Here is an 11,155-nt window from a genome sequence, read left to right as displayed (position 1 = left end):
GATCGTCACCGGCCTGTTCGTGGCTATCTCGATGACTTCGGGCGGCGGCGCCTGGGACAACGCCAAGAAGTTGATCGAAGAAGGTCACTACGGCGGGAAGGGTTCGGAGGCTCACAAGGCCGCCGTCACTGGCGACACCGTCGGGGACCCCTACAAGGACACCGCCGGTCCGGCGGTGAACCCGATGATCAAGATCACCAACATCGTGGCTCTGCTGCTGCTGGCGGTCCTGGCCAACGGCGTGGTCGGATAGTCCGCCGCGCTCCCAAGACAAGAAAACCCCGGAGAGCGATCTCCGGGGTTTTTGATTCTGGCGAAGGAAACTGCGGAAGAGGCGGTCTAGCGTTGGTCGCCCGGACGGCTGCCCGGGACGCCTTCGTCCTGGTTCGGCAGCATGCCGCCGCGGCCGACGTTGCCGAGCAACTGTTCCAGCACGGTCAGCTCGCGACCGCGGGTCGGGGTTTCGCGACCGTTGAAGGCGATGACCTTGCCGTCCTTCAGGGACATGGTGTCGACGGTCTTCACGACCTCGGTGTCCTTGTCGAATGTCACCGCCACGACATTGCGCGCGGTGATGACCGGGCGACGAAATGCGACGCGCTCCTTGATCTGGTCGATATAGAACCAGACATTGGGGTCGAAGGTGGAGGTAGCCGACGGCGAGCCTAGGCTGGCGCGAACGGTCGACTTGGTGTCAGTGCCGACCTTGACGTCCTTCGGATTAGCCTCGATGGCCTGAAATCCGGAGTAAGTCGTGATTGGCGCGCAAGCGGCCGCCGAGGTCAGGAGACCGGCGGCGAGTGCGACATAGGCGACGCGACGAAACATGTGCAACCGGACCTGTTCAATTCTTCGAGGCTTTGACCTATCTCTCGCCGCCCCTTAGTTCAATGCCGCCTGTATCTGCCCCTGAGGGCGAAATCGAGGCCGATATGTTCCTAGACCGTTTCTTCCGTCCTCGCGTGACCCAGGCCATGGGGCAAAAACTCTATGTCGGAGTGGTCGCCCAGGCCCGGACACCGGAGCTCTATGAGGGCTACGGAGTGCCTGACACCGTCGAAGGGCGGTTCGAACTCTACACCGTGCACGTTTTCCTGCTGCTGGACCGGCTGAGGGGGCACGGCTCGCGGGCCAGCGAGACCTCCCAGAGCCTGTTCGACACCTATCTTAGCGCGCTGGACGATGCTCTGCGCGAGATGGGCGTCGGCGATCTGTCGGTCGGCAAGAAGATGCGGAAGCTGGGCGAGGCCTTCTACGGCCGGGTCAAATCCTATGAGTCGGCGTTCGCCGCCCTGCCGCAGACCGATCACTTGCAGGCGCTGTTGAGTCGCACCGTGTACGAGCAGGGCGGGGCTGAAAACGCGGCCAAGCTTGGCGACTATGTCATTCGCCAGCGCACCGCGCTGGCCGAACAGAAGCTGGACGCCCTGATGGACGGCCAAGTGGTCTGGAGCGCGGCGTGAGCGACTGGAAACATGTGATTCGGCTCGTCGACCTGGCGCGGGGTTCGATCAGCTTAAAGCTTGAGCCCGACGTCGAGACCCGCGCGCAGTTAGCCAAGGAATTGAACCTGGAGGCGCTGCCGGCCCTGACCTGCAAGCTGACGGTTCGGCCCTGGCTGGACGGCGCGGAGATCCTGGGCCGCTACTCGGCGCGGGTCGTGCAGATTTGCGGCGTGAGCTTGGACCCGTTCGAACAGGACCTCGACGGCGAAATCGCGCTGCAGGTGGTGCCACGGGGCAGTCCTCATGCCCTGATCGAATCGGAAGGCAGCGAGATCAGTCTTGATCTGGATGCGCCCGATCCGCCGGACGTGTTGGAGGGCGAGGAGATCGACCTAGCCCACTATCTGGTCGAACAACTGGCGCTCGACCTTGATCCGTTCCCGCGCAAGCCGGGCGCCGAGTTTGAATACAAGCCGGCCGTCACCGAGGAATCGCCTTTCGCGGTTCTCAAGCGCCTGAAGGATGACGGCGCTTGAACGACGCGCGGTTTTCAACGGCTGTGCGCAGTTGTACCTTCAAACGCTTCCGGCGCGACGCCGTGAGGGGTAAGGCGACGCTGTGACCAAGTCCCCAATCATTTCGATCGACGCCATGGGCGGCGACCACGGACCTTCCGTGGTGGTGCCAGGAGTTGTGCTGGCCGCGGCCGAGGCGCCAGACCTGCGCTTCATGCTGCACGGCGACGAGCCGACGATCTCGACGGAGCTGGCCAAGCATCCGGCCCTCAAGGAACGGGTCGAGATCCGTCACGCCGACCGCGTCGTGGCCATGGACGAGAAGCCTGCCCAGGCTCTACGCCGGGGTAAGGGCACCTCGATGTGGGCGACCCTGGAGGCGGTGAAGAGCGGCGACGCATCGGCCGCTGTCTCGGCCGGCAACACCGGCGCCCTGATGGCGATCTCGCTGCTGATCCTGCGGATGAGCGTCGATGTCGATCGTCCTTGCCTGGTCGTCGGGTGGCCCGGGGTCCGGGGAACCACGACAGTGCTGGACGTCGGCGCGAATGTGGACTGCGACGCTGAACGGCTGGTCGAGTTCGCGATCCTGGGCGAAGCCTTCCACAGAGCGGCCCATGGCGTGGCCAAGCCGACGGTGGGGCTGCTCAATGTCGGCTCTGAGGACATGAAGGGCCACGAGGAGGTCCGCCAGGCGCATGCCATTCTGCGTGGCGGCCAGTTCGACCTGGATTATCGGGGCTTCGTCGAGGGCGACGAACTGTTCCAGAACAAGGTCGATGTCGTGGTCACCGACGGCTTCACCGGCAATGTCGCCCTGAAAACCGCTGAGGGTACGGCCAAGTACATTCGCGGCGAACTGAAAGGCGCGCTGATGAGTTCGCCGATCTCCAAGCTCGGCGCGCTGTTGGCTCGGTCCGGGCTGATGAAATTCCAAGAGAAACTGAGTCCGGACGCCGCCGCGCCCTTGCTCGGCCTCAATGGCGTGGTGGTGAAGAGCCACGGCGGCGCCTCGGCCCGGGATTTCGCCGCCGCGATCCGCATGGCGTCAAAATTGGCGCAAAGCGACTTCGCAGCGGAGATCGAACGGAATATGACGCGGCTCACCGCCGCGGTGGCCGAGCATCAGCCACCAGCCGTGGATGGAGCCGCCTGAGTGACGAAAGTTCTGCGTAGCGTTGTGACCGGCGTCGGGGGCTATCTGCCTGACGAGATCGTCACCAATGATGATTTGGCCAAGGTGGTCGACACCACTGACGAATGGATCGTCGAACGGACCGGCATCCGGCAGCGCCATCGCGCGGCGGAAGGCCAGGCCGTGTCCGACCTCGCCGTCGAGGCCGCGCTTCGCGCGCTGGCCGCTGCCGGAAAGACTCCGGCGGATGTCGATCTGATCATTGTCGGCACCACGACCCCCGACCTGACCTTCCCCGCCACCGCGACCATCGTTCAGCGCAAGCTGGGGTGCCCGGTGGGCATCGCCTTCGACGTGCAGGCGGTCTGCTCGGGCTTTGTCTATGCGCTGTCGACCGCTGACGGCTTCGTAGCCCGCGGGCGATCGAAGTGCGCGCTGGTGATCGGGGCCGAGACCATGACTCGGCTGATGGACTGGACCGACCGCGGCACCTGCGTGCTGTTCGGCGACGGCGCCGGCGCCGTGGTGCTTGAGCCCGGCGAGGGCGATGGGTCGACCGCCGATCGCGGCCTGCTCGGCTTCGCCCTGCGCGCCGACGGGACCAAGCAGGATCTGCTCTATGTCGACGGCGGCGTCTCGACGACGGGGCAGATCGGCCATCTGCGCATGCAGGGCAATCAGGTCTTCCGCCACGCGGTCGTGAATATCTCCGAGGCGATCGTCGCCGCGGCGGCCGACGCCGGCATTGAGGTGGCGGATGTCGATTGGTTCATTCCCCACCAGGCCAACCAGAGAATTCTGGAGGGCGTCGCGCGGCGGGTCGGCATCCACGGATCCAAGGTGATCTCGACCGTGGCCGAACACGCCAACACCTCGGCGGCTTCGATCCCCCTGGCCCTGGCCAAGGGCGTCGAAGATGGACGCATCAAGCCCGGCCAGCTGCTGCTGCTCGAAGCGATGGGCGGCGGTTTGACCTGGGGGGCTTGCGTTATTCGCCTATAGCGCACGCAACGTGAGGTCGGTGGCGCTTGCGTCTTGCACTCAGGGGCGCGAGGTTGCCGCTTAGATAACGAATCCCTTGAAGTCTTTGACCTGATGCGACAATCAGGTCATGACGACATGTCGATCTCTTCAGTAACGGTGTTTTTTCTGGGGTAGGGGCGTTCATGAAAGGCGCGACAGTTACGCGAGCCGATCTGTGTGAGGCGGTTCACGAGGAAGTGGGTTTGACCCGCCAGGACTGCTCGGAACTTGTCGAGCGGACCTTGGAGCTTATGGCCCAGGCCCTTGAAAAGGGGGAGCAGGTGAAGCTTTCCGGATTCGGCGTGTTCCAGGTGCGGGCCAAGCGCGCGCGCATGGGCCGCAATCCCAAGACTGGGGAACCCGCCGCGATCGAGCCGCGCCGGGTGATTGGCTTTCGCGCCTCCCAGGTCATGAAGGCGCGGGTGGACCGCGCCCTCGCTAAGTGAGGAAGGCGGCCTCGTGGCCAAAGGTCCTGAAGCCTTTCGGACCATCTCGGAAGCAGCCGATGAGCTGAACGTGCCGCAGCACGTGCTGCGGTTCTGGGAGACGAAGTTCTCGTTCATCCGACCGATGAAGCGGGCTGGCGGACGCAGGTTCTACCGTCCGCAGGACATCGCGGTGCTGCGCGGCGTCCGCGCGCTGCTGCATGACGCCGGCTACACCATCAAGGGCGTGCAGAAGCTGCATAAGGACCAAGGGCTCAAGCGCCTGGTGGCGGCCGGCCATGGCGACGTCGGGCCGCGTCCTGAGGGGCTCGGCGTTGAGGTTGCTGCTGGGGACCTGACGGAGGAGGGGCGGGAGCGCCTGCTCTTCGCCCTGGAAGACCTTGAGACGGCGAAGCATCGTCTGGACACCCTGCTCGACAAGGCCTGATGGCTCAGCCCCGCCCGGCGTGATCGGCGAACCTCGCCAGGATCAGCGGCCCGCCATACTCTGACGCCATCTCCGCGCGATAGGCCTCGCCGGCCACGCCATGTCGTTCGAAGCCGCTGTGCGCTAACTTGACCTCAGTCTCGCTGAGCGCCGAGGGCGTGAAGCGGACTTCGACCTCGCCGGATTGTGCGGGATCTGATTCTTGGTGCGGTCGGCGGCGATCTGCCACAGGATTCGCAGTCGCGATGGCGGCTCCATGTCCGGCAATCGGTCCCAATCGACCCGAAAACCGTGGGGTCCGATCTCGTGGCAGAGGTCGCCAGACTTCATCCCCAGGAAAACGAGTTCAGACCAGGAGGCCCCGCATAGGTGCAATCAGCCGGCCACCAGGCCCCAAAACCGTCCGTAAACAAGGCGAACGCCTGATCTGGCTGCAGGGGGACAGTGATCGATTCCTCGACCGCTGGGACGCGCTGAACCATCACCTCGCACCATCCTTGAAATTCAGCTTGCCCGCCGGGCGCAAGCGGTTAGAAGGGCCGCCTTGCCGATGTCGGAGCGTGGCGCAGCCTGGTAGCGCACTTGACTGGGGGTCAAGGGGTCGCAGGTTCGAATCCTGTCGCTCCGACCATCGGCGGACTTCCCCAAAACACTAAGACGACCAGGCCGGGGCGACCGGCTGGGGCCGGGCTCGGCCTACTGGCGGCCGCGGTTCATCCACGAGATGAGCGGCAGGATCGGTATGCCCCAGGCCAGACCCCCAATGCCGTAGAAGGCCAACTGGGCGGCCCAGTGATTGGGCAGCCGCTCACCAATCGTCGTCAGGGCCCATGCGTAGGCCCCGAGGAAGACGACGATACCAATACCACCAATGAATTTCCGGACGCGCGCGCTCATGCCCCCAGCCTATAGGAGCGCAAGCGCGCGCCGTCACTAGACCCTAACGTCGCTTCATCATTCCGAGCAGGAAGAGCAACAGGATCGCGCCGAGCGAGGCGATGATGAAGCTGCCGATCCAACCGCCGAAATTGATGCCGAGCAGGCCGGCGATGAAGCCGCCAAGCAGGGCGCCGACAACGCCGACAATCAGGTTGGTAAGCAGGCCCTGGTCGCGCTTCATCACTTTTTCAGCGACGAAGCCGGCGGCGATGCCGATGATGATCCAGCCAATAATTCCTACGCCTTGCATTAGGCAGCCCTCTGGTTGATCCCTCTAAGCAAATGCAATCAAGCTTAACCGGTTCCGTCACCGCGGCATGGACCTTGCGGCCGATCTCCGATAGCGGATCGCCGTAAGAACGCCCTGAAGAGTGCCCATTCAGAGTCATGACCTCGTTCCTTCGTTCAGATCGGTCTCGTCCGGTCGCGGTTTGGTTATTCATTGTCGCCGCCTTGGTGCTGGCGATGGTCGTGGTCGGGGGCGCGACGCGGCTCACTGATTCCGGCCTCTCAATCACCGAGTGGAAGCCCGTCACCGGGGCCTTGCCGCCGATGTCGGCGCAGGACTGGAACGACGAGTTCGCGCTCTACAAGGAAATCCCGCAGTACGCGCAACTGAACCAAGGCATGAGCCTGGATCAGTTCAAGGCGATCTATTGGTGGGAATGGAGTCACCGGTTGCTGGGGCGGCTGGTTGGGGCGGCGTTCGCGCTGCCGTTCGCCTATTTCCTGGTCCGTCGAGAGATCCCCCGGCGGCTGATCGGCCGCTGCGTGGGCCTGTTCGCCTTGGGTGGGCTCCAAGGCGCGGTCGGATGGTGGATGGTGGCCAGCGGCCTCTCTGAGCGCGTCTCCGTGGCGCCTGAGCGGCTGATGGTCCATCTGGGCCTGGCCTTCGCGCTGCTTGGGGCGATGGTCTGGACCGCGCTGGACGCCTGGAACGGCGCGGCGCGGCAGACCCTGCCCAGTCCCTGGTCGCGCGGCGCATTGGCGCTGCTGGGCCTGATCTTCCTGCAGATCCTGCTGGGCGCACTGGTGGCCGGCACCGATGCGGGGCTGGTCTACAACGACTGGCCGCTGATGAACGGATCGCTGATTCCGACGGACTACGCCGGGGCGAGCATCTGGGCGACGATCGCCCACAGCCAGGGCGCTGTGCAACTGCATCACCGATTGGGCGGCTATCTGCTGACCGTGGTGGCGATCGCCATGATCTGGGCCGCGACCCGTTCGCGCTACCTGCCGTTCGACACCAAGGTGCTAGCGCTCGCGGTCGGGGCTTCGATCATCCTGCAGGCGATCCTGGGTGTGATCACCCTGGTCTTCGGCGTGCCGATCTGGCTGGGCATCGCCCACCAGCTCGTCGCGGCCTTAGTGCTTTCGTTGGCGGTGGCGCTAGCCTGGCGGGCGCGGCGGCCCTAGCGGCCGTCGTTCAAGAGTCGCTGGCGGCGAGGCGCTCGCTGGCGGCCGGCCCCACGCGGGCCGTTCCTAATTGTCGCCGGATGACGTCGGCGCACTGGATTGGGGTGAGGACCGAGGTATCGATCTCGATGTCGTAAATGCCCGGCTGGTGCACCGCGTCCTGCCAGAGGCGCACGGGGGTAGGGATCGGGTCGTCCGGCGCGCCGGTGACATACTGGCCCTCGCGGCCGTCCTGGCCTGCATTGCGTCGCTGCATGATCACGGCGATCGGGCATTGGACGCCGACCATCAGCACGGGCAGTCCCAGCAGCCGCCGGGCGCAGTCGCGAAGAATATCGCGCGAGGATGGATCGTCCCCGTAGTGGCCGACATCGACCACGACGTTCAGGCCCTGTCGGCTGTGCGCGGCGATAGACTCGTAGAGGGCCGCATAGAGCCTTGGCGCCAGGGTGGCGACTTCGGGGCGATCGCCCTTGGGGCGCAGACCGATTCCCGGCTGATAGCGAGGCGGCGTGACGTGCCGCGCATGGACGTCGACGCCGAGGTTCATCCAGGGACCTTCAAAGGTATCCTGGATCGCCGCTACAATGCTCGACTTCCCTGACCGGGGGGCCCCGTTCAGGATCACGATCTGGCCCACGGCGGTCATGCCTTGAACGACGTCCAGGGGCCGGTGATCGCCAGGGTGCAGCCGGGGCTGTAAATATTCACGAACAGGGTCGAGCCGTCCGGAGAGAAACAGGCGCCGGCCAGTTCGGACGTGCCGCGGGTCTTGGCGCCCTCCAGCATCTGGGCGTTGCGGCCCAGGGTGTAGGTCTGTCCCTGAGGCGTGATTCCGCGCAGATAGTTCGTGCCGCCGATCTTGTCCTCGCACGCTACGATGTGACCCCAGGGGGCGATGGCGATGTTGTCGGCCATCTCCATGTAGCGAATGTCGGAAGGCTCGACGAAGAGCTGCAGGCGGCCGGGCTGGTCGGCTTCGCCCACTTGGCCCTCATGCTCGCTCGGCACGTAGCGCATCACTTGGCCGTGGTACTTCGGGCCGCCGCTGGTGCAGGTGAAATAGACCTCGTCCTTGCCAAAGAAGACGCCCTCGCCACGGGCGAACCAGGAGGCTCCCGCCGCCTTACCTCGCTGGCGCAGGTCGTTGTTCGGGTTGTCGACGCCGTCGAGGTCGACCCAGCGCACGCTTTTCCAGTCGCCCTGCTTCCAGGAGACCGTTTCCCAATTGCGCGGATCGCCGCCATCGATGACGGCCAGGGCCTGAAGGCGGCCGCCCTCGTGTAGGCGTCGGCGATTGTTCGGGAGGTAGCGGTAGAACAGGCCCTTACCGTCGATCTCGTCCTCGGTCATGTAGATCACGCCGGTGCGCGGATCGACGGCGCAGGCCTCGTGTTTGAAGCGCCCCATGGCGGTGATCGGCGCAGGGTCGGCCAGACCACGCAGGCGCGATGGGACTTCGAACACCCAGCCGTGGTCCTTGCCGGTGGCTTGGCCGGCCTTGGCCGTGGTCTCCTCGCAGGTCAGCCACGAGTTCCATGGGGTGAGGCCGCCCGCGCAGTTCACGGCGGTTCCAGCCAGGCTGAGGTGCTGGGCCTTCAACTCGCGGGTCTTTAGGTCATAGACCAGGGTCGAGGTTCCGCCCCCCAGTGGAAGGCCCGCCAAGTCGGTGTCGTAGAGGCGGTCGGCTGCGATCTTAGGGGCCAGCAGCCGGTCGGCGCCAAAGGCGGTGATCTGGAGATCGCGGGGCGGGGGGCTGATCTCATGGTTGCGGACCAGGGCGACGCGGTTCCGACCAACCGGGAAGCAGCCCATGCCGTCCATCTTCCCCGGCGCGATGAGGCCGTCGTCCATCCTATCGCCGGCCTTGGAGATCACCTGGTAGGAGAAGCCTTCCGGCAAGTCGAATATCTCAGCCGGGTCGCGTCTCAGCGGGCCGTAGCCGGCCACTTCGCTGGCGTAGCCGGGGTTGGAATAGCCGTCCGCTCCCGTGGTGATCTGGGCGTTGGCGAACCGCGAGAGGCCCGAGAAGGCGGCGGTCGCCGCGGCGGTGCGAAGGAACTGACGACGGGAACCGATCATGACTCATCCAGCTTGGCTTTGGGACGCTGGGGACGACCATAGAAGCCTAGTCGTGGATTTGCGCGGTATCATAATACCGAAGACCGGAAAGCCTTATCGCATAACGATTTGCGGCATGTGCGTTGCGTTTGAGTGTTGACAGGGGGGCTGTGGACACTTACTAGCCGCCCCTTCGTCGGGACCGTTTCGTCCCGCTAACTTACGGACCCGTTCCCATGATGAAGACGACGGCTTCTTTGAAGCCCGCCGACGTCGAGAAGAAGTGGATCGTGATCGACGCAGAGAACGCCGTTGTCGGCCGTCTCGCTTCGTTCATCGCCATGCGTCTTCGCGGCAAGCACCGGCCTGACTACACCCCGCACGTCGATTGCGGCGACTTTGTCGTCGTGATCAACGCCGACAAGGTGAAGTTCACCGGCAAGAAGCTGACCGACAAGATCTATTACTGGCATACCGGTCACCCGGGCGGTATCAAGGAACGCACCGCGGACAAGATCCTCGGCGGCAAGTATCCGGAACGCATCCTGGAAAAGGCCGTTGAGCGCATGCTGCCCAAGGAAAGCCCCTTGGCTCGCAAGCAAATGACCCACCTGCGTATCTACAATGTGGGTGAGCATCCGCACCAGGCGCAGAACCCCGAAGTCATCGCGTTCGCCGACCTGAACTCCAAGAACGTGCGGAGCAAGTAAGCCAGATGTCCGAGACTCAAGGTTTCGAGGCCCTGCAAAGCCTCTCGTCCAACCCCGACGTCGCTCCGGCCGAGCCGAAGATCGACGCCCTGGGCCGCGCCTATGCGACCGGCAAGCGTAAGAACGCCATCGCTCGCGTCTGGATCAAGCCCGGCAAGGGCACGATCACGATCAACGGTCGCGATCAGGAAGTGTATTTCGCGCGTCCCGTGCTGCGTATGATGATCGCTCAGCCGCTGCAGGTCACTGACCGCCTCGGCCAATTCGACGTCATCGTCACGGTCGAAGGCTCGGGCCTGTCGGGCCAAGCCGGCGCGATCCGCCACGGCCTGTCCAAGGCGCTCACCTACTACGAACCGGCCCTGCGTCCGGTCCTGAAGCCGCACGGCTTCCTGACCCGCGACAGCCGCGTCGTTGAACGTAAGAAGTACGGCAAGGCGAAAGCCCGACGCAGCTTCCAGTTCTCGAAGCGCTAACCCGCTTACGCGAACTCGCGTTTGGAGGGGCGCTTCGGGCAACCGAAGCGCCCTTTCTCATATCCGGTCGACAGTTTTCAGGACCCGCACCATGTCCCACACCGTGTTCATTGATGGCGAAGCCGGCACTACGGGTTTGCAGATCCGCGAGCGCCTGGAAGGCCGCAAGGATCTCGAGATTCTCTCGATCGACCCGGCCAAGCGCAAGGACGCCGATGCGCGGGCCGAGCTGTTGAACAGCGCCGATGCGGTGATTCTCTGCCTGCCCGACGATGCCTCCAAGGAAGCGGTTGGCCTCATCCAATCCAACCGCGTGCGGGTGATCGACGCCTCGACCGCCTACCGGACCGCCTCGGGCTGGACCTATGGCTTCGCCGAGATGGACCAGGATCAGCGCGCAGCCATCGCCTCGTCCACCCGGGTCAGCAATCCGGGCTGCTATCCCACCGGCTTCATCGGCCTGGTGCGCCCGCTGGTGGCCGCTGAACTCATTCCGAGCGACTGGCCGCTGACGGTCAATGCGGTGTCCGGATACACGGGCGGCGGCAAGGGCCTGATC

The 11,155-nt window shown here is 64.7% G+C and carries 16 protein-coding genes and 1 tRNA gene; 12 read left to right on the top strand and 5 right to left on the bottom strand.

Going from position 1 to position 11,155, the window contains the following annotated elements; all coding sequences use genetic code 11:
- The coding region (locus Q7T84_RS18840) for a sodium/proton-translocating pyrophosphatase (RefSeq protein WP_304812019.1) at window positions 1-253 on the top strand (253 nt) is incomplete at its 5' end.
- An 86-nt stretch (window positions 254-339) separates the two neighbouring features.
- Here Q7T84_RS18840 and Q7T84_RS18835 read toward each other — a convergent pair.
- Complete coding sequence (locus Q7T84_RS18835; protein ID WP_304812016.1) at window positions 340-828, bottom strand: outer membrane protein assembly factor BamE; 489 nt, start codon at window positions 826-828, stop codon at window positions 340-342.
- A gap of 104 nt (window positions 829-932) precedes the next feature.
- Between Q7T84_RS18835 and Q7T84_RS18830 the strand changes: the two genes are divergently transcribed.
- The 7 genes from Q7T84_RS18830 (at window position 933) to Q7T84_RS18800 (ending at window position 5,622) form a co-directional block, all read left to right on the top strand.
- Complete coding sequence (locus Q7T84_RS18830) at window positions 933-1,463, top strand: ubiquinol-cytochrome C chaperone family protein (RefSeq protein WP_304812013.1); 531 nt, start codon at window positions 933-935, stop codon at window positions 1,461-1,463.
- Window positions 1,460-1,981, top strand: coding sequence for a DUF177 domain-containing protein (locus Q7T84_RS18825; protein ID WP_304812011.1), 522 nt, complete (start codon window positions 1,460-1,462; stop codon window positions 1,979-1,981). The genes Q7T84_RS18830 and Q7T84_RS18825 overlap by 4 nt, the downstream gene beginning before the upstream one ends.
- An 82-nt stretch (window positions 1,982-2,063) precedes the next feature.
- Window positions 2,064-3,116 carry a phosphate acyltransferase PlsX gene (gene plsX, locus Q7T84_RS18820; RefSeq protein WP_304812008.1) on the top strand — a complete coding sequence of 351 codons (1,053 nt, stop codon included), beginning with the start codon at window positions 2,064-2,066 and terminating at the stop codon, window positions 3,114-3,116.
- Window positions 3,117-4,097 (top strand): beta-ketoacyl-ACP synthase III, encoded by a 981-nt coding sequence (locus Q7T84_RS18815; protein WP_304812005.1) that lies wholly within the window; start codon window positions 3,117-3,119, stop codon window positions 4,095-4,097.
- A gap of 164 nt (window positions 4,098-4,261) precedes the next feature.
- Window positions 4,262-4,564, top strand: coding sequence for an integration host factor subunit alpha (locus Q7T84_RS18810; RefSeq protein WP_304812003.1), 303 nt, complete (start codon window positions 4,262-4,264; stop codon window positions 4,562-4,564).
- 13 nt (window positions 4,565-4,577) lie between these two features.
- Window positions 4,578-4,991 carry a MerR family transcriptional regulator gene (locus Q7T84_RS18805; protein ID WP_304812000.1) on the top strand — a complete coding sequence of 138 codons (414 nt, stop codon included), beginning with the start codon at window positions 4,578-4,580 and terminating at the stop codon, window positions 4,989-4,991.
- Between the two features lie 554 nt (window positions 4,992-5,545).
- Window positions 5,546-5,622, top strand: a tRNA-Pro gene (locus Q7T84_RS18800).
- A 65-nt stretch (window positions 5,623-5,687) separates the two neighbouring features.
- On the opposite strand, the gene Q7T84_RS18795 is transcribed toward Q7T84_RS18800, so the two are convergent.
- Both Q7T84_RS18795 and Q7T84_RS18790 read right to left on the bottom strand, forming a co-directional pair.
- The gene (locus Q7T84_RS18795) at window positions 5,688-5,888 is read right to left on the bottom strand and encodes a DUF2842 domain-containing protein (RefSeq protein ID WP_304811998.1); all 201 of its coding nucleotides are present in this window, start codon (window positions 5,886-5,888) and stop codon (window positions 5,688-5,690) included.
- Between the two features lie 43 nt (window positions 5,889-5,931).
- Window positions 5,932-6,180, bottom strand: a complete 249-nt coding sequence (locus Q7T84_RS18790) for a GlsB/YeaQ/YmgE family stress response membrane protein (protein ID WP_304811995.1) — start codon at window positions 6,178-6,180, stop codon at window positions 5,932-5,934.
- A 137-nt stretch (window positions 6,181-6,317) separates the two neighbouring features.
- Here Q7T84_RS18790 and Q7T84_RS18785 point away from each other — a divergent pair, with 137 nt between their 5' ends.
- Window positions 6,318-7,349 carry a COX15/CtaA family protein gene (locus tag Q7T84_RS18785; RefSeq protein ID WP_304811993.1) on the top strand — a complete coding sequence of 344 codons (1,032 nt, stop codon included), beginning with the start codon at window positions 6,318-6,320 and terminating at the stop codon, window positions 7,347-7,349.
- A 10-nt stretch (window positions 7,350-7,359) separates the two neighbouring features.
- Here Q7T84_RS18785 and Q7T84_RS18780 read toward each other — a convergent pair whose 3' ends face one another.
- Window positions 7,360-7,998 carry a chloramphenicol phosphotransferase CPT family protein gene (locus tag Q7T84_RS18780; protein WP_304811991.1) on the bottom strand — a complete coding sequence of 213 codons (639 nt, stop codon included), beginning with the start codon at window positions 7,996-7,998 and terminating at the stop codon, window positions 7,360-7,362.
- Entirely contained in the window at window positions 7,995-9,431 is a 1,437-nt protein-coding gene (locus Q7T84_RS18775; RefSeq protein ID WP_304811988.1) for an alkaline phosphatase PhoX, read from the bottom strand. The genes Q7T84_RS18780 and Q7T84_RS18775 overlap by 4 nt, the downstream gene beginning before the upstream one ends.
- 215 nt (window positions 9,432-9,646) lie before the next feature.
- On the opposite strand from Q7T84_RS18775, the gene rplM reads away from it, so the two are divergent.
- From rplM to argC, 3 genes are all read left to right on the top strand, one after another.
- Window positions 9,647-10,120 (top strand): 50S ribosomal protein L13, encoded by a 474-nt coding sequence (rplM, locus tag Q7T84_RS18770; protein ID WP_304811985.1) that lies wholly within the window; start codon window positions 9,647-9,649, stop codon window positions 10,118-10,120.
- Window positions 10,121-10,125: 5 nt separating this feature from the next.
- Window positions 10,126-10,596 carry a 30S ribosomal protein S9 gene (gene rpsI, locus Q7T84_RS18765; RefSeq protein WP_304811983.1) on the top strand — a complete coding sequence of 157 codons (471 nt, stop codon included), beginning with the start codon at window positions 10,126-10,128 and terminating at the stop codon, window positions 10,594-10,596.
- Between the two features lie 91 nt (window positions 10,597-10,687).
- The coding region (gene argC, locus Q7T84_RS18760) for an N-acetyl-gamma-glutamyl-phosphate reductase (protein ID WP_304811979.1) at window positions 10,688-11,155 on the top strand (468 nt) is incomplete at its 3' end.

The organism is Phenylobacterium sp., assembly GCF_030654915.1.
Lineage (GTDB): Bacteria > Pseudomonadota > Alphaproteobacteria > Caulobacterales > Caulobacteraceae > Phenylobacterium.
The sequence above is the reverse complement of the archived record's forward strand: the minus strand, read 5'-3'. Positions and strand labels throughout refer to the sequence as shown.

Coding starts and splice junctions, on each gene's coding strand:
- Q7T84_RS18810 (WP_304812003.1), top strand. CDS start 4,262: ATGAAAGGCGCGACAGTTACGCGAGCCGATCTGTGTGAGGCGGTTCAC.
- rplM (WP_304811985.1), top strand. CDS start 9,647: ATGATGAAGACGACGGCTTCTTTGAAGCCCGCCGACGTCGAGAAGAAG.
- Q7T84_RS18775 (WP_304811988.1), bottom strand. CDS start 9,431: ATGATCGGTTCCCGTCGTCAGTTCCTTCGCACCGCCGCGGCGACCGCC.
- Q7T84_RS18785 (WP_304811993.1), top strand. CDS start 6,318: ATGACCTCGTTCCTTCGTTCAGATCGGTCTCGTCCGGTCGCGGTTTGG.
- Q7T84_RS18795 (WP_304811998.1), bottom strand. CDS start 5,888: ATGAGCGCGCGCGTCCGGAAATTCATTGGTGGTATTGGTATCGTCGTC.
- Q7T84_RS18790 (WP_304811995.1), bottom strand. CDS start 6,180: ATGCAAGGCGTAGGAATTATTGGCTGGATCATCATCGGCATCGCCGCC.
- Q7T84_RS18780 (WP_304811991.1), bottom strand. CDS start 7,998: ATGACCGCCGTGGGCCAGATCGTGATCCTGAACGGGGCCCCCCGGTCA.
- rpsI (WP_304811983.1), top strand. CDS start 10,126: ATGTCCGAGACTCAAGGTTTCGAGGCCCTGCAAAGCCTCTCGTCCAAC.
- Q7T84_RS18830 (WP_304812013.1), top strand. CDS start 933: ATGTTCCTAGACCGTTTCTTCCGTCCTCGCGTGACCCAGGCCATGGGG.
- Q7T84_RS18835 (WP_304812016.1), bottom strand. CDS start 828: ATGTTTCGTCGCGTCGCCTATGTCGCACTCGCCGCCGGTCTCCTGACC.